We start from the raw sequence: 21,508 nt of genomic DNA, 5'->3' as shown, positions 1-21,508 counted from the left end.
TTGTCGGTCTTTTTAGCGACTTTGTTTCCTTGTCTCCGTTCATGGACAAATACCCCTATATAAAAAATGCCCTACCCTGGGACACATTGTTAAGAGGTGCGGGTAGGAACAGTTACTTCAAACTTACATCGTAAGGCGTGTGATATAAAGGTAAACGGTGCATTGGCAGTATATTTTCACTAAGCGTTTAAGTCAAAGCTGAGTATCACCTGTATAAACTAACAGTGAACAGCACTCCACATGCGCCGTCTGCGGGAACATATCAACGGGCTGCGCCCATTGCAGCTCATAGCCACCGGCAAGCAGCTCCTTGCAATCCTTCGCCAGAGTAGACGGATTACAAGACACATAGACGAATCGCTTCGGCTTTGCTTGAAGCACCGCTTGAATAAGCGCTGCATCCAATCCTGTCCGCGGCGGATCGACTACGATCACATCCGGCTTCACGCCCTGCGCCACCCATTGCGGCAGCAGTCGCTCTGCGTGTCCTTCATAAAACAACGCATTGTCGATTCCGCTGTACTGCGCATTGCTTCGCGCATCCTGAACAGCTTCCCCAATGACCTCAATCCCGCGAACCTCGCGCGCTTCGGAAGCCAACCATAAGCTAATCGTACCTGTTCCGCAATACGCATCCACGACCAGCTCGTTGCCGCTTAGCTCTGCTGCTTCTTTAACCGTATCATACAGCTTGATCGTCTGATCGGGATTCAACTGGAAGAACGCTCTAGGCGACAATGCAAATTGAATCGTGCCTAACGTCTCAGGAAGTCGTTCCTCTCCCCATAGAATCGTCGTTTTCGGCCCGAAAATGAGCGAGCTTCGTTCCTTATGGATGTTATGAGCAACCGAGATTACGTCAGGCAGCTCCTTGCGAATCCGCTCGATCAACCTGCGCTGCTCCGGCAGACGATCGGTTGCCGTAACAAATGTAACCTGCAGCTTGCCGCTTGCTCTCGCTACGCGAACGACAATCGTCTTAATAACACCTTCACGCGTTCTTTCTTCATAGGGTGAAAGATTAAGCTCCTTAATAATATGCTTTAACGATTTATAAACGTGGTTAATGGTTGTATCTTGGATCGTACACTCGCTAATATCGATAAGCTTATGTGTGCCCTGTGCATAGAGACCTGCTACAAGCTGATCCTGCTGCATGCCAAGCTGAAGCTGCGCTTTGTTGCGATAATGCCACGGCTCTTCCATACCAATAATCGGACGCATTGGCAAATCAGTTATGCCCGCATAACGATTAAAGGCTTCCTTCACGATCTCTTCCTTAGCCGTCAACTGCGCCTCGTAAGTCATATGCTGCATCTGGCAGCCGCCGCACTGCTCATACACAGGACATGGCGCTTCCTGACGATGCGGTGAGCGCTTCTCAATTTCCACTAGCCTCGCCTGCATATAGGAACGCTCTACCTTCGTTACGTCAGCCTTTACAACCTCGTCTGTTAATGCACCTTCTATGAAAACCGCTTTGCGCTTGTAATAGCCTACCCCTTCGCCGTTAATGCCGATTCGCTTAATCGTCACCACGATGCGGTCGCCTGCTGCGACATCTTCAGCAGATGAGACTCTACCACCTGCTTGCTGCTTATTGACGTATGGCTTGTTGTAGCGCTTTGTCTTAGAGAACTGCTCTTGTCTGGCAGGTGTACGCTTATTGCCTTGTGCTGCCGTCCGAGCTTCACCCTGTACCTTATGCTTGCCCTTATCGCTACCATTCTGCTGTCGCTTCGGTTTTTGGTTCTGCTGCTCGTTTGGCTGCTGATTGGTCTTCTTATTGTTGGAAGCCTTGCTTGAGTGCTGAGTCATCGTTACTCCTCTTTCATCCGTCTTGCTCACTTATGAAGCGTATAATTACCTATTATAGCCTATTCTATCCTTCGAGCCTACTTAATCGAGCCTTTCTTTGCTTCCAGACCAAGCCTACAATGGCGAGCAAAAAGATTACCATACAGATCGAAGACAGCCGATACATCATGTCATATGAGGTAAAGGTAACCAACATGCCAAGCAGCAGCGCGCCAAACGAGATCCCGACATCAGTGCTGTTGTAAAACATCCCATTTACCGCGCCATACTCCTCCTTGCTTGCTGAGCGCAGCATCCATGCCTGCAGGGTAGGCTGAATCGCTCCAAAGCCAAGCCCGTACAACAAAGCCGATACAATTAGCAGCTTCATATTCGTTGTAAAGGACAAAACAAGCAAGCTTGAGATGACAAAAAGTGCTGCGGGTATTAGCACCAGCATCGGACCCTTGCGATCAAACAGCTTTCCGGCAATCGGTCGCACGAGCAGCACCGTCAGCGCATTGAACATAAAGAAAAGTCCAACCTGCGACAATCTGAGCTCCTCCCCATAAACGGCAATAAAGCTTAAAATACCGCTGTACGTAATTGATATCAGCACATTCATAACAGCAGGAAACACGAATTGAAATCTCCATAGGGAACGCTGCTCATGAAGCTGCTTTTGATGCGCTTTTTCCGATATAGAAACACCCGCAGCTTTAGCATTGCTGCTGGTTGAGGCTCTTGCTGAAAACTGCTTCGATTGTGCGCTGATTTGAGCTTTTTCAGCTCTTTCAGCTTGTTCAGCTTGCTCAGCCTGACCAGAGACCGTTACGTTTCGAGTACGTCTGAATCGATACGCACCTGCCAAGAACAGCATCGGGAACATACACAATACTGCACCCGCGCCGAAAATAGCCAAAGTCGTAAAGCCGAACTCCTTCATAATGCTCATCCCTGTTGCTGGCCCAATACTCATAGCCAAGCTAGTAGAAAGTCCAAAATATCCGATCCCTTCCCCCATTCGCTTTGGCGGAATAATTTGCGAAACTAATGTTGGAATAATGGTACTGCCTATCCCGAAGCCGAGCCCATAGATGGCTCTTGTCAGCAGCAATGGCTCGACCGTATTCGGCAGAGATGCCAATAATGTCGAGGCTGACGCAACTACTAGTCCAATTGTAAGCACCTTTTCCTTCGACCATCGTCTTATCCATTTGCTTGTCAGCAGTCTGGCGACAATCGCAGTTATCGCAAATGCGCTCGTAGCCAGGCTAACATGCATGTCTCCACCATATAAATTGCTTTTAATATGCATGGAAAACGAGGATAGCAGCATTTGCAAATTCAAAAATAAAAGAAACGAAGCCAACGTTAATGCAATAAACGGCTTCGTCCAAAGAGCGGGCTTTTGCAGCCCTTGTTCTTGTTCTGATACATTCATGCTTGTTCCACTCCTGTTGTTCTATTGATTCATGAGAAACGATAGTGCACGACTACGACTCCATGTCCTGCCCGAAATAATCATTGAGCTTAAGCAGCATTTGCTTCAAATGCTCATGCTCCTTTTCACCGAGGCAATGCATCACCTCATCGGTGATGCTCTCCTCAATCGCTGTCGTCTGTGCGATAAGCTTGCGTCCTTGCTCCGTGCTGTATATGCGATAGGAGCGCCGGTCAACGGCATCTGCTTGTCTAACAATCCAGCCCTTATGCTCCAGCTGATGCAAGATACGCGTTACAGTTGGCTTATCCTTATACGTTTGCTCAGCAATACTTTTCTGGATCATCCCTTCCTCATGAATGACATGATACAGGACAGACCACTGCTCAGGCGTAATGTCATAAGCTTTCAGTCGATGATGAAGCGACGCAGCCAGTTTCCGATGCGTAACGCCTAATAAAAATCCTATGGACATTAGTCTGTCTTGCTCACTCATAAGGTTCACCGCTCTCTAATTAGTTGTCATGACAATTATATACCTGTAAAGGATAATGTCAATATCTCTTCCACAAATCTACTTACACTTTTGCATAAAAAAAGAGCATCCCGGTGTCAGTCAGCTTTAACTGACTTCCTGGATACTCCTTTTTACGCCGACTATTTATGCATCTACTTATATAGCATTACTTTATGATTGTGTCCCGCACAGCTCCACAATAACCTGCGCATAAATTTGCGATGCCTTCAGCATATCGTCAATGATAATGAACTCATCATTGCTGTGCATCCGTGTATCGATGCCCGGCATCGTAGGGCCAAACGCGACTCCGCCTTCAATATCGTGAACATACGTACCGCCACCAATAGCAATACATTCACCTTTCAATCCCGTATACTCCTCATAAACCCGAAGCAGCGTCTGTACAAATGGAGAATCGCCAGGCGTATGATGCGGCTTCTCGAAGCCTCCACGGACAAGTCGAATCCCATACTGAGCCAGCTTCGGCTCCAATACATCAAAGGTGTTCGCTTCAGTTGCGCAAATGGGTACGCGACTGTCAAATTGACCTTCTAGATGACCTTCCGCGTTATAGCTAAAAATAGAAAAATTCATCGTCAGCTTGCCTGACTCCTTGTCTTCCAGATCTAGTCCAGCAGCTTTACCGTAATAGTCATTGTGAGGGAAGATATCAGATAGTCCTTGCAGCATGCGATGTCCCTCAGATGGTTGCAGCGGCAATGCATTTACTAGTGTCAGCAAGCCTGTAATCGCATTGATCGCGGTTTCTGGAATTGACGCGTGTCCGCCTACGCCGATGGCTTTGATATGTACGAGTTGCTGACCCATATCACGCAGTTCAAAATTAACGCCTGTCTCAACTGTGATCCTATGGGCAATCTCACTAATATCAGGAAGCAGCATCCCTACAATCTCTGCTTCCGCCTCTGGTGGCACAACGTTAACCTTATAACCGCCACGAATGGAGCGAACACGAGGCAGCTCTTCCGAAGGCGTAAAGCTGGCATCGAAGGACGTTCGAATTGCACCTTTTTCTATATTAATGACGGGAAATTCCGCATCTGGTGTGAAGACGTAAGGCGGTGTTTTCTCCTTCGTTAAGTAGTAGTCGAGATCCGCCATGCCAGATTCCTCGTCCGTTCCAACAATCAGCTTAGTGTTGTAGGAAAGAGGAATGCCCAGATCCTTAACCGCTGCAAGTGCGTACATTGCCGCAATGACAGGACCTTTATCATCACTTGTTCCGCGACCATACATTTTGCCGTCAACGATTACGCCTTCATATGGATCATACGTCCAGTTTTTTCCTTCGCCAACTACATCGACATGCCCTAAGATGCCAAGCTTCGATTCCTGCTCATTTATGCTGATCGTGCCAACATAGTTGTCAAAATTTTTAGTTAGCAAGCCAAGCTCTTCTGCAATGTCCAACGTTTCCTTCAATGCCGCGGCAGGCCCCTCACCGAAAGGCATTCCTTCTTTTGGCTCTCCCTTAACGCTTCGAACACGAACCAAGCGGCGAATATGTTCGATAAATGATTCCCTATGCTCAAAAAAGTATTGTTCCAGTTTTTCCTTCATCATTCAGCCCTCATTTTATTAATTTCCTTATTATCGTACCATATTTGCAGGAAAATGATGCGCATTCTCTGGTAAATGATGTATATTAAAATAATAGATGCATGAATAAGGAGGAGTATTCCGCTATGGAGCATTGGCAAACGGTATTAATCGTTAAAGGTGCAGCAGGAAAAATGACCTTGTATGCGCGCAAGCAGGATCAGCAGTGGGAGTTTTATCGTTCAAGTGATGGACCATCCCCACCGAATGAGCTGACCATCGTACATAGTTTTCCCGAAGCATTAGCTTTGTTAGGACAGTCATGGAAATACTTAACCCCCCAATATATTCATCCCGAATTCAAACAGCAATGCTGGTCGCATCTATCTAAACAAAGCGGGATGTTCGACCGTATCAATTGGCGAAAAGCCTGTATGTAATAATGTTTTTGATTATAGGTGAATGAAACAGTGATATAAAGCAAGGCTCGTCCATTTCATTCATGCGCAAAAAAGGGTACAAGCTTGCTGGAGAGATATTCCCTCTAGCCGAGCCGTACCCTTTGCTTTTCTTATTGTCTTCGCTTTACATGCTAAGCTTTGGATTGCTACACGCATGTTTCCTGCAAAGCATATATAGCAGCAAGTCTTCTGGCAACTGTGCTATGCCTTTCTCGCACTGGCTTGACTCACAAGCCAGATGAGTCGGCTGCGCTGCTTGCTTGCCTCCAAGTCGAAAAATTCTTCCTCACGCCATAGCTCACACAGCACCTGCTTCGTGATCTCAATCGCAATCGAATCGCGTTGATGCAGCAGCATCGCCATCTGATACACGATAAGCTCATATTGAACCAGTCTCTCCTTGCATCTAGCATTTGCCAATCTGCATCCCCCCAATCGAACGCGCCTAAAACCGCGTTATAAATTTTCCTGCTTAATCGCTTCCACAATACTTCCCTTCTTGACCTTAGAACCTGAATACAGCATAGACAAACCGACGATTAAGAACAATGCGACCAGCATAATTCCAACACTTAACCAAGGGATTTGGAATACATAATAGGAAGTATTCAGCATAGAGTTGTAAATAAGCAGCATAATCGCTAAGCTGATCGGCAGCCCATAGAGCAGCGCCTTCAGACCATACAAAATGCTCTCGTAATTAATCATGCGATAGAAGCCTTTTTCCGTCATTCCAATTGATCGCAGCATTGCAAATTCCCGCTTGCGGAGCTGAATACTCGTTGAAATCGTATTTAGAATATTTGCAATTGAAATGAGCGTGATCAACGATATAAACCCGTAAGAGAAAACCGAGATTATAAGCATCATCACATCTTCTTCCTTCTTATAACGGAACACATTGCTGATATAAATATTCTCAAACTGAGCACTTTTGCGTATTTCTTCCTCTAATCCAATTGGATTATCACTTGTAATGTATAGTGCTGGATTATTAAGCGTAGCCCCTCTATCGACCAGCTCCTGCATAACTGTTTGGCTGACATAGAGAATAAGCATGGACGGACTGTTTTGCTGTCCTCTCGCAATCCCTAGAGGTGCTGCTTCAGTCGTGCCAATCAGCCCTAGCGTTCCAATACTTTTCTCTCGATAAACATACTCCTCATTACCTTGCTCATCCGTTACTCTTTCTGAATAAGAGTGATAGATATCAAGCACAAGACCTTGCGGATCCAGTAACGACTTATCGGTTACATATCGATTCTCAGTCAAATTGTAATAGCTATTGACGTTATACACGATTGCTTGAGGATGTTCTTTGTCAAAAAGCTGTTCTGCATCTATACCTGCTTCGGCAGCAATAGATGTTAGCTCATCATCCTCAAGGCCACGAATGTAGAGCGAATAATCAAATTCATCCAGCTGCTCTCCATAGCTTTCAACCAATGTTCTCATCACAGAATCTGGGATATATTCAGAGGCAACCTTCGTATCAATATAGCTGCTTTGAATGAAATGGTGATCCTTAATGCCATCAAAGCTCTCTGTTAGCAGCTTGGCATCAACATTGTCCCGCTCCTGAAACGTTATTTCTATATCGTAGTTAACCCCAGTGTTGGAGCTGAATAGCGCCTGCTTCATTGACTCTGTCAAATATGATACCGTTAAAAATAAAATAATACTTATAACAAGTGAGAACACGGTAATCTGATATCTGCGTTTATTGCGTTTAATATTTTTTAACGCAATATCTGCCTCAATGCCAAACAGCTTGCGTACCACCTTCGTCGTCTTCACTTGCTTCGTAGACAGCTTTACATCCTGGGTTTGACGAATAGCGTCGATGGCAGATACCTTTGATGCGCGCTTCGCAGGCCACCATACAGATAGGAAGATCGTTACAAGACTAATAACTGTGGAAATCAGAATGGTCCACCCATTCATTTTAACGACTAAACCAGTTGATGCGCCTGTAACATCCTGAAAGGCAGGATTTATTGCAGCAAATGTAATCGCCAGTCCCGCCAAGGCGCTCGCAAAACCAATTGGAATGCTGATAACGCTAATCAATAGCCCTTCGAAGAAAACAGAATTACGTTTCTGGCGACGTGTCGCACCAACACTTGCGAGCATGCCTAGATAACGCGAGCGATCTGCGACCGATATGCCGAATGCATTATAAATGAGCGAGATTGAACCGACCATAATGACACCCATAATAATTGCCACCAATGAGTACAACGTCGTCATAAATCCATCATGCGAGCTGACAAACTGGTAACGGAGCAATTCACTGTTGGTCGAATACGTCCCTAACCTGATCTCATCTACGAGCCTACTGCCTTCCTCCAAGATCCCTTGGTTCGGCTTCTCGCTGAACAGTCTTGCCGTTATGAGCGCATCTTGTGCTAAAGCGTTCTGATCCAAATAAGCTAAAAAGCTATACCCTGGCGATATCCCGTATTCCCAGTTAAGCCTTTCTATAATCCCAACAACCGTATAGGTCATCTGCTTGCTCGGAATAAGCGATTCTTCTGTAATGTCATCTGACATAAGAGAAATCGTTTGATCCAAGCGATTAATATATTCGTTTTCAAGCAGGTTTGGATGATAGCGTTCACCCAAATTCAACGTCATTGTACTGCCAATCATTTGCCCGTCTTGACTGAATTGCTGCAAATAATGCTCAGGTACAACAATTTCATTGGCTTTTTCCGGTAGACGTCCATCTAACAGCTTTAATGGAAGCTTATCGAATGCAGCCTCGTTATACTCCATAACGTGAATATATGGCTTGTTCCCATTGCCCGTTAAGCCTTGCTCTGACAATAAGGCATAGCCTGCATCGTGCTCGATAAGCAGCTCATCTGCATATGGACTTCCTTCTAACGTTTCGAGCTTATCAGGAGTAATATTTCCGTACTTTAAGTGCCAATTTCCACTGTTAGCAATCGATTCCCGCTTCATCAGGTCAAGAAAGGATAGCCCGAGCGTCGTAACTGCCGATATCATGGCGACTGAGACAATAACCCCGATCATCGTAACAAGCGTCCGGCGCTTGTTTTGCAGCATATGGCGCAGCGTCAGTTTGTTTACGATATTCACGGCCGGATCACCTCTACCTTAGCAAGCGAGCCATCCTCAATCGTAATGATGCGATCAGCCTGTAGCGCAATTCGTTCATCATGCGTAATAACGATCAGCGTTTGGTTAAAGCGCTTGTTGAACATCACAAGCATATCCATAATTTCTTTACTGTTTTTACTGTCCAGGTTACCTGTTGGCTCATCCGCCAAAATAATCGCAGGATGATTAATGAGCGCTCGTCCAATCGAGACACGCTGCTGCTGTCCGCCCGACAGCTGGTTAGGAAGATGGCTCAATCGCTCCTCAAGCCCCAGCGTATGAACAATATCCATCAGCTCTTGTCGATTTACTTTATGACCATCCAGCAGCAGCGGCAGCGTAATATTCTCTTCCACTGTTAACACTGGGATTAGATTGTAAAATTGATAAATAAGGCCGATTTGTCTGCGGCGAAAAACGGCTAGCTGCGTCTCGCCCAGAGCATACATATCCGTTTGGTCCACATAGACCTTGCCAGTACTAGGTGAATCAACCCCACCAAGCAAATGCAGCAGCGTCGATTTTCCTGAGCCTGACGGTCCAATAATCGCGACAAACTCTCCTTTTTTCACATTAAACGAAATATCCTTTAAGGCATGAACTTGATTCTCGCCCTTGCCATACACTTTAGACAGGTTTTCAACCTTCAAAATATCCATCATATGTCCTCCATCTCTTTATCAATAAACCCAGTATAGCGATGGCATATGACGTTCCAGTGACTGTAAAGTGACAAAATCGTCACTTATTGTACCACTTCATCGTAAACACTGCTCCCTGTCCTTGTTCAGTGCTGTTCTCGACCTCAATGACGCCATTTTGTGCCTGCAAAATGTGATAGGACATCGCTAAACCAATGCCCACACTTGCATCGCTAGCTGATTTTCCACGGTAAAAGCGCTTGAATAGATGAGGAAGATCCTCGCGGTCTATCCCCGCTCCCGAATCGGTTACCTTCAGCTCCGTGTAAAGCGTATTTTGCGACATTGAGATCGTGATCATTCCACCTTGCGGTGTATGCTCTACTGCATTTTTAATCACATTAAGAATCGCTTCAATTGTCCATTTCTGATCAACCTGCAGCGTTGTCTCTTCATTCCCTTGCATCAGCAGATGAATTTCCTTAACTTCGATTGGAATCTCAATCGGCGCAATTGCCTGCTGCACAAGCGTGCTTAATTTCACCTGCTCAGGATGAAACAGCACGGTTCCAGCCTCTAGCTTCGACAGCTTCAATAGTGACGTAATCAGCCACTCCATTCGTTCAAGCTGCTGCTGTAAATATCTTAAAAACTGCTGCTGCTTTTCAAGCGGCAAATCTGGCTTTTTCAGCAAATCCATCATCACGCCCATCGAAGTCAGCGGTGTTTTCAGCTGGTGCGAAATATCAGAGATTGCCTCACTCATACGCTCCTTGTCAGACAGCAAGTATTCACTTTGCTCTGACAAACGCATCGTCACCTTGAAGATTTCGTTTTTCAGGATGCTCAGCTCGCCTTCCCGATTGTCTCGGATATTTAAGGTGTAATCACCACTTGCAATTTGCCGCAAGTAGTGCGAAAGGCTTTCAAGCTGTCTATAGCGCCAGCGCGTAAAACGGTAAAAGTTCAGATATGTAAGTACAATTACGACTAAAACGAGCCCAAACGCTGTCCAGCCTATCCATAGAGCGGCTGCACCGAGTGCAAGGACAGCAATCAAAAGCTGCACGGCAAAGTAAAGTCGAAATTCATCGTTTCGCAGCATGACTCTATTCTCCTATCTTATAACCCATCCCGCGTACCGTATGAATGAGCTTCGGTTGTGTCGGGTCGTCCTCCAGCTTCTCACGCAAACGCTTAATGTAGACCGTCAATGTATTATCATTGACAAAATCACCCGCAACATCCCATATGCGTTCCAGAAGCTGATTACGTGACAAAACTTGCCCTGGATGATTGGCGAAGATCAGCAACAGGCGATATTCAAGGGCAGTTAGAACAACTTCCTGGTTGCCCTTGAATACCTTTGCCTCGACGGTATGAATTTGCAAGTCTCCTATTCTAATAATCGTTCGATTAGAAGGTGTACGCTGATAGCGTCGCAGCACAGACTTCATCCGCGACATCAGCTCGCGCACGCGAAAAGGCTTCGTAATATAATCGTCTGCTCCCATATCAAGCCCCATTACAATATTAACTTCCTCATCGATAGCGGATAGAAAAATAACAGGCGCCTCCTGAAGCGACTTCACAAGCTTGCACAGCTCGTAGCCGGTACCATCAGGCAAATTTAGATCAAAGATATATAAGCAGAACTCATTGTAGCGTTCACGAATGATTGCTTCCGCTTCCTTCACACTATGAGCGAGCAGAACGTGATACTGTTCTTGCTCTAACGAATATTCCAGTCCAGCCGCAATTGTGCGATCATCCTCTACAATGAAAACATACATGTATTATTACTCCTTAGATAGTTTGCGAATCGCTATCGTTAAAAATAGTATACTATAAACTGACAAAATTATCCATGGTTTCCACTTAATCGACCAATTCCGCTCGTCTATCATGACAAATTCCATGCCTTGCATTATCCAATATTGCGTGATGACAACCGCAATGCTCTTCATGAAATCAGGCACGACCTCTAAAGGCCAGTATACACCACCTAGCATACATGTGCTTACGATTATGATAGAGCTCAGCGCATCAGCTGCTTTTGCGATTTGAATACGGTAGCCATCATTAAGCTGAATGCGACTATTATCAAAACGTAAGGCTGCTGAAAATTAAGCTGAATGTCATTGGCATAACAAGCAGCAGTACAATTGTTGCTGGCGATTTTAATAGCTGCTTTAAGCGAAACGCTATTATATGCAGCACCTTATATATGGTCAGCACCTCTCTTGTGGGAAAGGCGAATCCATGCAATTGTCATTAGCACCAAGCCTACCACCGTTACTGTTAACGCCTCCTGCCATATGTCAGCACTAGTACCTCCTGTCATAAGCTCGATAAACATTTGCAGGGCGAGCGCATTAGGGATAACCTTAGTGAGCATAATCATCCAATCCGGGAACAAGAAAAACGGAACAAAGCTTCCACCAAGCGCAGCAAGCAGCTGCGTGCCAATCATGCCCACATGGGAAAAAATGGCCTCCGTTTTAATTAGTGAACCTACGAATACAACCAGCCCCGAGGTGCTGATCGTGAAGCTGATCATCGTTAGCAGCAAGCCCGCTAACGAGTCGCCCCAATCCACACCAAACAATAGTGCGGTTCCTCCAACGATTACAGTAAGCTGCAGCATGCTAATGACAACCATGCCAAAAAACTTGCCATGCAAATACTGCCATGTCTGAAGCAGCGTAATTAGTTGCCTGTCAAAAACCATATCATTTTTTTCTCGAATCATCGTTCTGACTAAGCTAACGACGGTCATCAATAAAAACATTACGCCCATCGCTACAGCGTAGTACTGGAAGGAATCGACAGTACGCCCTTCTCCCTTCACATTTTCCTTGATGATTGATGCAGCCTGCTGAGGCACCTCTCTCGGATCTTGCCATAACGTAATATGTCGAGTCCCTCCCTCCGCTCCAAACCTCAGCTTCTGATCATTCAGGAGCTCCTCATAATATTCAAGCAAGACCTCAGTCACGCCTTCAGTTCCTGCTTGAGCCAAATTGTACTGCTGAAAGCGGCTCCTCAATATTGAAAGCAGAATTGAAGAATCTCCTTTCGTAATGAGCTGGACAGTAGCCTGCTTGCTGCTCTTAGCCGCTTGCTCAAATCCTCTTGGAATCAGCAGCAGCTGCTCGATCGCATGATTGTCGAGTGCTTGGTCAGCCTCCTCTCTAGACATCACCGTTGGCTCTATATAGTCCTGTAAGTAAAGGAGCAAAAACTCATCGACAATTTTTCGGCTGCTTTCCGTCCGATCCAGATCAACGACAGCAAGCGGATAGCTGATTATAGCCTGATCGAGCGATTCATTCTCTACACGAAACAAATTACTAGAGGCAGTCCCTAAAATAGCAATTAGCACAAGCGGCATGACGATTAATGTAAGCAAGGCGCGTTTATCACGCAGCATCAGAGAAACATCCTTTAAAAATATCCATATGCTCAGCATGTTGTGCCTCCTAATCGCGAAGCGAGCGTCCAGTCAAATGCAGGAACACCGTTTCCAAATTAGGCTGAACCAATTCGATCTTGCTTACTGTCAGCTGCTGCTGCTCTACAATATCCTCAAGCTGTATATGTATGGTTGTAGACTTTCCTACAAGCTCCTGAAGCTCGCCAAGCGTTCCTTCAGCCAGCAGTTGAAGATCCTGTACGATCACTTTGCTAGCATAGCTTTTACCTAACTGCTCTACCTGTAACAATCAATCACCCTCTTCTTATATACCTTCATTATAGGAAACGTCTGCCAATTCAACAATGAATTCATAAATATAAAAAATCTCAAAATTTGATTGACTCTCACGTAACGTGATACTTTATGCTATAGCTATCGGAGGTGCAAGCATGAATATTAAACAAGTTGCCGATCTCGCAAAAATAAGCGTGCGCACGCTGCATCACTATGATGAGATCGGTCTGCTTATCCCAGATCACGTAACAGAGTCTGGCTATAGACAGTACTCTGAAAACAATCTGCAAACCCTACAGCACATTTTATTTTTCAAGGAGCTGGGCTTTAGCTTAAAAGAAATTCGCCGCATTCTGCACAGTCCAGACTTCGACACCTTCGAGGCGCTTCACTTACAGCGACGCTCGCTGCTCGCGAAGCGAGAGCAGCTGGATAAGATGATTGCGACCATTGATCGAACAATCGCTAATGTTAAAGGAGAGAATCAAATGAGCATAGAAGAGAAATTCGACGGCCTGCAGTGGGATCACAACCCGTATGAACAGGAAGCAAGAGAAAAATGGGGAGATCAAGCTGTAGATGACAGCAATCAGCGCATCGGCAAGCTGTCCAAGGAACAGAAAACAGAAATTGAACAGCAATGGCAAGAAATCTATACCTCATTTGCCGCACGCATCGGCACACCTGTGGATAGCGAGGAAACGATGGCACTGACCAAGCGCTGGTACGAGCTGCTTAACCAATTCGGCAGCTACAGCTATGACGCATTTATCGGACTCGGACAAATGTATGTGCTTGATGAACGCTTTACGAAAAATATTGATCGCTACGGCGAGGGACTTGCGCAGTATTTAAGTGAAGCGATGGCATATTGGGGAGAACTTCAGAAGAAAAATGCTTAGCGCAACGTTGTCAGCTAGGAATAGGTCTAGTCTCACTCAACGTGTAGGAGCGTGTTAGCTGCGATCAGCTTAACAGCAAAGCAAAAAGCCAGCCTGAACGAATACTGCGGTGCAGCTATTCGTTCAGGCTGGCGCTAATTTAAGCAACATACGTCATACTATAGCCACCTTCGCGTAGACATATCCACATTAAAGCTGAATCTGTTGCATCGTACACATGTGGATATCTCTCACCAAATTTATTATCCATTGTGTGTATGTTAGCAAGCTGTGTACATGGTGGATAAGCATCTATTCGACCTCTTTTCGACTACACATATTATCGTTCTAGGCAGCTTTGATCTACAACCATGCTTAACGTAATTTGTGCAAGCTCATGCTCCATTTTGTTCTGAAGCGTGTCATATACTTCGCGAAGATTGCCCTTCAGGTTGCGTCCAATCTGACAGCTCGTATGATGCTCCTCATAGATGGAAAACAACTCATGATCAGGTGAAACCGCTCTATAAACTTCAAGCAGTGTAATCTGATCGGTCTCCTTCGTTAAAGTAAGTCCTTTCAGACCGCGCCCTGCTTTTACTAATCCTGCTTTATTCAGACTGGCAATCAATCTGCGGATAACGACCGGATTCGTGTTGACACGCGCTGCAATCCAATCCGAGGTTAGCTGTTCCTTCTGCTCTGTTAATGCAATCAGGCTTAAAATATGAAGTGCAACCGACATACGATGATTGACCATGTTCTTCACCTCGATCTCAAAGTTCAAGCAACTTGTATACTATCAGGCTATGCATTGTTTATTGATTCATTCGCCCTCTTTCTGTTACAGGACGCATCAGGTGCATATGTGTTCAGCCACGAACATACTAGAATAGAATTATGAGATTAACCTTAAAATGAAAAGCGACCCTAGCTGCGGAAGTCGTCGCGATGAAGCCGGATATGATGCAGATGCATTCACGAAGCAGCTTGTGCAACAATTATTGAATTGGATACCACTTGAAACAAATTTCTTAAAATTGGTGAGGATTAATTCTCATGAACGAAAAGAAACTCGTAGAGCATACAGGTCGGTATCAAACTTATTTGCCACTATCAAAAAGGACATTCAATGAAAACGAAGAAATATGTTGTTGTACCGATAGAGAATGTTTTTAGGTATCTGAAGGATTCCATGCTGAATTTGCAGCAATAGAGGACTTTACACACTTATTCGTTCAAATCAATCGCAAGAAAATCCTGTATAAAATTAAATTAAGCAACAATTATTACGGACATACCGTTTCAACTTATATAGAAATCTAAAAACTCTAAATAAGAGGTCAAAACATGAACATGAAATTTACATCCTTTATTTCTTATGTTTTACATCCTTTTTTAAGTCTTTTATGTTTATCCGTTTTATTCATGGCTGCTGCTATGCAGCTAGATGATAGTGCAGAGTCGTTACTTTCATTTTCATCTGAAGATTCCAAATTAATTTTTTTATTCGGCACATTATTTATACTGTATCCGATACTTGTTTTCGCTTTTGCACTTCCTTCACTAGTAATGGATTATTTCCAAGTTAATTATTGGATTCGCACTTTAATCTTCTTTATATTGAGTGTGGTATGCATGTTGCTAAATACTATACTTAGTGATTACAGTTTTCTTTATGTAGGCATAGCCATTACTTTTTCGATTATAGACTTTTTCTTTATTAAATATCGTTCTAAAAAATAGTTTGGTTGTTTTCCACTTCTTTTTTTTCCTAAATAGTTGAACAAATAAAAAAGAGGAGTGGTAAAATGGATAATTTCGAACATTACACATGGAAGCACATTCCAGCGGCGTTATCTGAATTCCATATCTTTAAGACGACACCATTGAGTAATATTACAACACAAACATTTTTACATTACTATGGAGATTTTCCCAACTCCTATTGTGCCTTCTTTTACGCTGATAACAAAATTTTCCTTAAAGGCTGTTTCCATCAATTGAAGTCTCCTGTCGGAGTAACTGTATTGAGAGAAATATTTTTAAATGAAAAAAGAGAAAAAGATGTTGCAGAAGAATTGAAAATTTATCAACATGCGGTGAATAAATGGAAGAAAAAGATAATTCAAGAAGTATATCAAATGAACAATTTTTAAGCTTATTAACTCAAGTACAACAAAACAACGACAAAGAGGCTCTTGAAATATTAATTTCATTTTTCGAAGATGATTTTACAGCTAAGTAAATTTATTAAATGGCAAATGGAAGATACTATGCAATCTTTGAAATTAGAACTTATAGAGATTTTAAAACAAAACAATGTGGAAGCAATCTATGAAAATAAAACATAAAATTTTTGTCTATCCTGGTCACGGTGGAAAAGATCCTGGTGCTACATTTGAAACATACAAGGAGGCCGATATTGTACTTGAAATAAGTTTTTTAAGACACTTTTTAGAAAAATTCAATCATAGCGTCTTATTAAGCAGGGTAGATAATAATTATATAGAGCTAAAATCTAGATCACAAAAGTCAAATGCATTAACGTTTGCCTATTTTACCTTTCAGCTCATCAAGCTTACAATTAAAGCAAAGGGAGCCAGCCTGTTGACTAACGGGTTTGTCAGACTTAATTAATTAGCGATTCATAGGAAAGGATACTGGAAATTAATATGAACACCACTGAACGAGGACACTTTGTTCAAGGCATACGAGATTGTCTTCCTACACTGCTCGGCTATATCGGCATTGGAGGCGCCTTCGGCATCGTTGGAGCCTCATCGCATCTGAGCCTGCTTGAGATTGCGTTGCTTTCCTTGCTTGTGTATGCGGGTTCCGCGCAATTCATTATTTGTGCATTATTTGTTGTCCATACACCGATATCTATCATAATTACAACAACCTTTATCGTAAATTTGAGGCATTTTCTAATGGGACTTGCGATTGCGCCAGCCTTTACGTCACATTCCTTGCGTCACAATATCGCAATCGGCACTCTGCTTACAGATGAAACCTTCGGCGTAGCAGCGACAAAGCTCACCAGGGTAGACAAGCTGAATGCAAGCTGGATGCACGGTCTCAATCTGACCGCCTATCTATGCTGGCTGCTTTCGAGCATAGCAGGCGCCATGCTTGGACAATGGATCAAGGATCCTTACGCATTAGGGATCGATTTCGCGCTTCCAGCAATGTTTATTGCGCTTCTTATTATTCAGCTGCATCAGCAAGCAAGAAGCAGACTTATTCATATGCTCGCGGTCGTTGGCTATACGATCATCTTTATGCTCGTATATAGCTATATCATGCCTTCTCATTTGGCTGTATTGTTATCGACCATCACTGCGGCAACGATTGGGGTGCTGACTTCACGATGACACTATCAACTGCAATGCTGCTTACAATTATAGGATGCTGTCTGGTTACACTACTTCCAAGAATCGCACCATTTATACTTGTTAAAAAAGTCGAGCTTCCGCAATCGGTAAAAAAATGGCTGGGCTATATCCCGATTTGCATCCTTACTGCACTTGTTGTGCAGGGCATGTGGAGCGTTGAGCAAGGCTTTAAGCTAACGCTGCACTGGCACTATTTGCTTGCCTTGCTGCCCACTGTTGCAGCTGCCATCTGGACGCGAAGCCTTGCGATCACCGTCATTACTGGCGTTATTGCAGCTGCACTCATTCGTTTATGGCTGTAATATTGCTACTAAGCAGGATTACGATTAGTAATAAGGGAATAATACAGAAAACAAAGCCTGACAGAGGAGGAGCTTTATGACAATAGGGTCGCAAAACGATATTGATGGGTTGAAGGAAATTGGCAAAATCGTGGCTTTGACGATTAAGGAAATGAAAAGTCGCGCACGCGTTGGCATTACGACAAAGGAATTAGATGAGATCGGTGGCCTTTTCTTGAAAAAGCACGGGGCTGTATCTGCACCCAAGTCAACATACAATTTCCCTGGGAACACATGTATTAGCATTAATCAGGAGATTGCCCATGGAATACCGGGTAATCGTGTCATTCAACCGGGAGACTTGATAAACATCGATGTTTCGGCAGAATTGGGAGGCTATTATGCGGATACGGGACATTCCTTTTTGATTCCTCCGTACAACCCATCGTTAATGCATTTGTGCCAATACACTCATGATACGATGATGAAAGTGATCTCATCCCTTAAGCATGGAGTAAAGCTGAACGAAATCGGGAGAATCATGGAAAGCGAGGCTAAAAAGGGCGGCTTTCAAGTTATTCGAAATCTGTGCAGCCACGGTATCGGAAAGTCTCTGCATGAGACCCCGCAAGAGATTTTACCCTTTTATAACAAGCACGATAAGCGGGTATTGAAGGACGGAATGGTTATTACAATTGAGCCCTTCTTATCTACAGGTGCACGATATGCTGACGAGCAAGCAGACGGGTGGACGTTGCGTGTACCTGATAACAGCTTTGTGGCGCAACATGAGCATACGATTATTATTACAAAGGACCAGCCTATAATCTTAACCGCAGTCTAGCATTCAACTTGTATCGGTACTAATTAAATACGCATTGCACAAAAAACAGCGACTGTCGGTCGCTGTCTTTTACTTTGTGAGTCTATTCTTATATGCTTTCGTTATCTTTCAACGGACGAAGCAATCTCGCTTGCTGCCGATAGACCTTTCTCCTCTAGTAGCTGACGAATCGCATAAGCAACACCATGCTCCGTATTGCGCTTCGTGCGGTTAGCAATAAGTGCTTTTAACGAATCTGGCGCATTGTCCATCACGATGCCTCTTCCAGCCATTTTCAACATCGACAGGTCATTAAAACCATCGCCCATCGCCATAATGTCAGAGGGTTCAAGGCCAAGCGATGCAGCATACTGCTGAACGGCATAACCCTTGTTGCCGTTTTGCGCATTTACTTCCAAATTACCATGCGCAGATGACGATACTGCCAGCCCTGTAAGCTGACGAACACGTTCATCACAGCGGTTGAAGCACTCTTCATCTGTCGTCAACGCAAAAATCTTCAATATATCAAGCTGATCATCGTTCAAGTATCGCTCGAACGAATCAACAAATTGGCAGCGTTCATTGCGAATTCGCTCCTCGCACATACGAAGCACCGTTTCGTGGCGCTCCACTTCAGGCAAATGCGACAGCTCCATAGCTCCATAGTACTGTGCAATTTCCACGTAACGATCATGACTCAAGCTGATTGCACCTTGCTCAGTCATCAGCTCAAAGTACATGCCCTCTTCTAGTAAAATATCATGAACGGCACGAACCTGCTGCTTGCTTAACGGCTGACTAGCAATAAGCTTGCCGCTGGCATCATGTGTCTGTGCTCCATTGAGGCTAATAACGGGACATGAAATCCCCGCTTCCTCAATAATGACGTTCACATTTGTATAGGGTCTGCCCGTAGCTATAACAAAATGAATGCCTGCTGCCTGCGCCTCGAGCACTGCTGCACGATTTTCATCGCTAATTCTCCAGTATTTGTTCAGTAGCGTTCCATCCATATCCGATGCGATCAATTTCATGCGGCATACCTCCTCAAACTTTTCATTGCGCTTCCTGATCTACTATCTTCAAATGAAAAGTACATCGGAAGCTTAAGCTCAAACTTTTCATATACTTCCCGATCTACCCTCTTCAAATGAAAAGTACATCGGAAGCTAAAACTATAACTACCATTATAGCTTACTTTAGGGCGTGTCTGGGAACTCTGAAGACAGCAAATTTTGCCGAATATTCGTACCATGCAAGGCGCGCTTGTGAAGGCGTACCGGGGGTACGTCAAGTAAACGAAAGCGATGCAGGGGGCGAATAGGCGGTGAAAGGTGCAACTGTCAGACACGCCCTACAAGCAGATTAGGCTCTTTACACAAATTTACTAGTTTGTCTGCTAGCCTCGATTCGTTAATGCAATAACCTGCAGCACATCGACTTTTTGCTTCGTCTCCTCGTGGTACAGCCATTTGTCACGTACATGATCGACAAACAGCACGCCGTTCAGATGATCGATTTCATGCTGCATGCAGCGTGCCAGATAGCCCTCTGCGGACAACGTCACCGTTTCACCTGTTCTCGTCAACGTTGTAACCTTGACGAACTGTGCTCGTTTCACAAAGCCAATATACCCCGGAAAGGACAGGCACGCTTCCGCCCCGATCTGCTCGCCGCTTGCCTCAATAATTTCGGGATTAATCAGCTCGATCAACCCATCTCCGCAGTCCATAACGACAAGTCTGCGAAGCAAGCCGATCTGCGGCGCTGCCAAGCCCGCACGTCCCTCTTGCGCATAAAGCGTTTCAGCCATATCGTCGAGAATCTTGAATGTTTTTGAGTTCAGCTCTGAAACAGGCCTAGCTTTTTTTCTTAGAATCGAGTCTCCAAAGGGTAAAATTTGTTTCACTGTCATCTATTCAACCTCACCTTCTATTCTGATAGGAGGAACGAGCGCTGCAGCCGTTCCCAAAACAAACGCATAGCTGGCGTTACTAGTCTTTTCTTATGACGAATTGCAAATATATGACGTTCGGATGACCATTCAGGAATAGGACGCATCATCAGCGTGCCTTGCTGCACATCGCCTTTAATTGCCGTTTCGGATAAGATGCCGTAGCCTAGACGCTGCTGAATCGCAGACTTTAATGCTTCAGAGCCTGACACTTCAATCGCAATATCCAGCTTCACCTGATGACGCTCGCACCACTGGTCAATAAGCTGACGACTGATCGAGCCTGATTCATGCGAAACAATCGGCACTTCGGACAGACACGCAGGCTTCCACTGCGCTTCCGTTAAACTGGCGAATGGATGCTCTGGATAAAACACGACAACAAGATCATCCTTCGTAAGCGGAAGCGACACCAGTTCCTCATCGTTAATAGCCGTCTCCGAGATAATGCCGATATCAAGCTCATATTGCTTAATCTTGTCTACAATAAATGGAGCAGGCTTGACTTCAAGCATCATCGCGAGCTGCGGGTGCTGCTGCTTAAGCTCTGCAATGTACTTGGGCAGCATATAAGTAGCTGGTGTATGCGTACTGCCAATTAGCAAGCGCGCTCGCTTGTTCTGCCGATGCTCATCCATCAGCACATCAATCTCATCAGCCATGACAGCTATATGCTTGGCATAATGGTATAAGTCCTCTCCCGCCTCCGACAGCTTCAAAACGTGATACGATTTGCTCTGGAACAAGGATACACCCAGTTCCTGTTGCAGCTTATTCAAATGAAATGTAACCGTCGGCTGCGTAATCCCAAGCCGTTCTGCAACCAGATACAGCTTCTGCAACTGCACCGTTAGTACAAACACCTTTAATTGCTGCAAATTCATCGGTTGCCTTCCTTCCTTCTACC

At 44.6% G+C, this 21,508-nt stretch carries 22 protein-coding genes; 7 read left to right on the top strand and 15 right to left on the bottom strand.

Translation table 11 applies throughout. From position 1 onward, the window contains the following. Nucleotides 1–192 precede the first annotated feature (192 nt). The 4 genes from rlmD to pepV all read right to left on the bottom strand — a co-directional run bounded on the left by rlmD (nt 193) and on the right by pepV (nt 5,342). Entirely contained in the window at nt 193–1,818 is a 1,626-nt protein-coding gene (gene rlmD / locus ACFP56_RS12735; protein WP_379235016.1) for a 23S rRNA (uracil(1939)-C(5))-methyltransferase RlmD, read from the bottom strand. 64 nt (nt 1,819–1,882) lie between these two features. Further along, nucleotides 1,883–3,241 (bottom strand): MFS transporter, encoded by a 1,359-nt coding sequence (locus ACFP56_RS12730; RefSeq protein WP_379235014.1) that lies wholly within the window; start codon nt 3,239–3,241, stop codon nt 1,883–1,885. Nucleotides 3,242–3,293: 52 nt separating this feature from the next. After that, entirely contained in the window at nt 3,294–3,737 is a 444-nt protein-coding gene (locus ACFP56_RS12725; RefSeq protein ID WP_379235012.1) for a MarR family winged helix-turn-helix transcriptional regulator, read from the bottom strand. A gap of 192 nt (nt 3,738–3,929) precedes the next feature. Then, nucleotides 3,930–5,342 (bottom strand): dipeptidase PepV, encoded by a 1,413-nt coding sequence (gene pepV, locus ACFP56_RS12720; RefSeq protein WP_379235010.1) that lies wholly within the window; start codon nt 5,340–5,342, stop codon nt 3,930–3,932. Between the two features lie 125 nt (nt 5,343–5,467). Here pepV and ACFP56_RS12715 point away from each other — a divergent pair, with 125 nt between their 5' ends. Beyond that, nucleotides 5,468–5,761 (top strand): hypothetical protein, encoded by a 294-nt coding sequence (locus ACFP56_RS12715; RefSeq protein ID WP_379235008.1) that lies wholly within the window; start codon nt 5,468–5,470, stop codon nt 5,759–5,761. Between the two features lie 222 nt (nt 5,762–5,983). On the opposite strand, the gene ACFP56_RS12710 is transcribed toward ACFP56_RS12715, so the two are convergent. The 7 genes from ACFP56_RS12710 to ACFP56_RS12680 all read right to left on the bottom strand — a co-directional run bounded on the left by ACFP56_RS12710 (nt 5,984) and on the right by ACFP56_RS12680 (nt 13,274). Beyond that, complete coding sequence (locus ACFP56_RS12710; protein ID WP_379235007.1) at nt 5,984–6,202, bottom strand: hypothetical protein; 219 nt, start codon at nt 6,200–6,202, stop codon at nt 5,984–5,986. A 36-nt stretch (nt 6,203–6,238) separates the two neighbouring features. Further along, complete coding sequence (locus ACFP56_RS12705) at nt 6,239–8,887, bottom strand: ABC transporter permease (protein WP_379235005.1); 2,649 nt, start codon at nt 8,885–8,887, stop codon at nt 6,239–6,241. Beyond that, a complete protein-coding gene (locus ACFP56_RS12700) occupies nt 8,884–9,567 on the bottom strand; it encodes an ABC transporter ATP-binding protein (RefSeq protein WP_379235003.1) in 684 nt (227 codons plus the stop codon). Before ACFP56_RS12700 ends, ACFP56_RS12705 begins: the two co-directional genes overlap by 4 nt. 82 nt (nt 9,568–9,649) lie before the next feature. Beyond that, nucleotides 9,650–10,654 carry a sensor histidine kinase gene (locus ACFP56_RS12695; protein WP_379235001.1) on the bottom strand — a complete coding sequence of 335 codons (1,005 nt, stop codon included), beginning with the start codon at nt 10,652–10,654 and terminating at the stop codon, nt 9,650–9,652. A 4-nt stretch (nt 10,655–10,658) separates the two neighbouring features. Continuing rightward, nucleotides 10,659–11,342 (bottom strand): response regulator transcription factor, encoded by a 684-nt coding sequence (locus ACFP56_RS12690; protein WP_379234999.1) that lies wholly within the window; start codon nt 11,340–11,342, stop codon nt 10,659–10,661. A 428-nt stretch (nt 11,343–11,770) separates the two neighbouring features. Next, nucleotides 11,771–13,021 carry an ABC transporter permease gene (locus tag ACFP56_RS12685; RefSeq protein WP_379234996.1) on the bottom strand — a complete coding sequence of 417 codons (1,251 nt, stop codon included), beginning with the start codon at nt 13,019–13,021 and terminating at the stop codon, nt 11,771–11,773. A gap of 10 nt (nt 13,022–13,031) precedes the next feature. Beyond that, entirely contained in the window at nt 13,032–13,274 is a 243-nt protein-coding gene (locus ACFP56_RS12680; protein WP_379234994.1) for a hypothetical protein, read from the bottom strand. Nucleotides 13,275–13,416: 142 nt separating this feature from the next. Here ACFP56_RS12680 and ACFP56_RS12675 point away from each other — a divergent pair, with 142 nt between their 5' ends. Continuing rightward, the gene (locus ACFP56_RS12675; protein ID WP_379234992.1) at nt 13,417–14,163 is read left to right on the top strand and encodes a MerR family transcriptional regulator; all 747 of its coding nucleotides are present in this window, start codon (nt 13,417–13,419) and stop codon (nt 14,161–14,163) included. Nucleotides 14,164–14,482: 319 nt separating this feature from the next. Here the strand turns inward: ACFP56_RS12675 and ACFP56_RS12670 are convergent, their stop codons facing one another. Further along, nucleotides 14,483–14,902 carry an Rrf2 family transcriptional regulator gene (locus ACFP56_RS12670; RefSeq protein WP_379234990.1) on the bottom strand — a complete coding sequence of 140 codons (420 nt, stop codon included), beginning with the start codon at nt 14,900–14,902 and terminating at the stop codon, nt 14,483–14,485. A 1,051-nt stretch (nt 14,903–15,953) separates the two neighbouring features. Between ACFP56_RS12670 and ACFP56_RS12665 the strand changes: the two genes are divergently transcribed. The 5 genes from ACFP56_RS12665 (at nt 15,954) to map (ending at nt 18,665) form a co-directional block, all read left to right on the top strand. Beyond that, on the top strand, nt 15,954–16,301 hold the full coding sequence (locus ACFP56_RS12665; protein WP_379234988.1) for a hypothetical protein: 348 nt from the start codon (nt 15,954–15,956) through the stop codon (nt 16,299–16,301). Nucleotides 16,302–16,479: 178 nt separating this feature from the next. Further along, nucleotides 16,480–16,782, top strand: a complete 303-nt coding sequence (locus ACFP56_RS12660; RefSeq protein ID WP_379234986.1) for an N-acetylmuramoyl-L-alanine amidase — start codon at nt 16,480–16,482, stop codon at nt 16,780–16,782. Nucleotides 16,783–16,817: 35 nt separating this feature from the next. Then, nucleotides 16,818–17,519, top strand: coding sequence for an AzlC family ABC transporter permease (locus ACFP56_RS12655; RefSeq protein ID WP_379234984.1), 702 nt, complete (start codon nt 16,818–16,820; stop codon nt 17,517–17,519). Beyond that, complete coding sequence (locus ACFP56_RS12650) at nt 17,516–17,842, top strand: AzlD domain-containing protein (protein ID WP_379234982.1); 327 nt, start codon at nt 17,516–17,518, stop codon at nt 17,840–17,842. Before ACFP56_RS12655 ends, ACFP56_RS12650 begins: the two co-directional genes overlap by 4 nt. Before the next feature lie 76 nt (nt 17,843–17,918). Continuing rightward, entirely contained in the window at nt 17,919–18,665 is a 747-nt protein-coding gene (gene map / locus ACFP56_RS12645; protein ID WP_379234980.1) for a type I methionyl aminopeptidase, read from the top strand. A gap of 101 nt (nt 18,666–18,766) precedes the next feature. Here map and ACFP56_RS12640 read toward each other — a convergent pair whose 3' ends face one another. The 3 genes from ACFP56_RS12640 to ACFP56_RS12630 all read right to left on the bottom strand — a co-directional run bounded on the left by ACFP56_RS12640 (nt 18,767) and on the right by ACFP56_RS12630 (nt 21,485). Next, nucleotides 18,767–19,681, bottom strand: coding sequence for an HAD family hydrolase (locus ACFP56_RS12640; RefSeq protein ID WP_379234978.1), 915 nt, complete (start codon nt 19,679–19,681; stop codon nt 18,767–18,769). Nucleotides 19,682–20,046: 365 nt separating this feature from the next. Next, nucleotides 20,047–20,562, bottom strand: coding sequence for a peptide deformylase (gene def, locus ACFP56_RS12635; protein ID WP_379234976.1), 516 nt, complete (start codon nt 20,560–20,562; stop codon nt 20,047–20,049). Nucleotides 20,563–20,579: 17 nt separating this feature from the next. Beyond that, nucleotides 20,580–21,485 (bottom strand): LysR family transcriptional regulator, encoded by a 906-nt coding sequence (locus ACFP56_RS12630; protein ID WP_379234974.1) that lies wholly within the window; start codon nt 21,483–21,485, stop codon nt 20,580–20,582. Between the last annotated feature and the right edge of the window lie 23 nt (nt 21,486–21,508).

The organism is Paenibacillus septentrionalis (assembly GCF_042659865.1).
GTDB classification, from domain to species: domain Bacteria; phylum Bacillota; class Bacilli; order Paenibacillales; family Paenibacillaceae; genus Pristimantibacillus; species Pristimantibacillus septentrionalis.
This window is presented reverse-complemented; position numbering and strand designations above follow the sequence as displayed.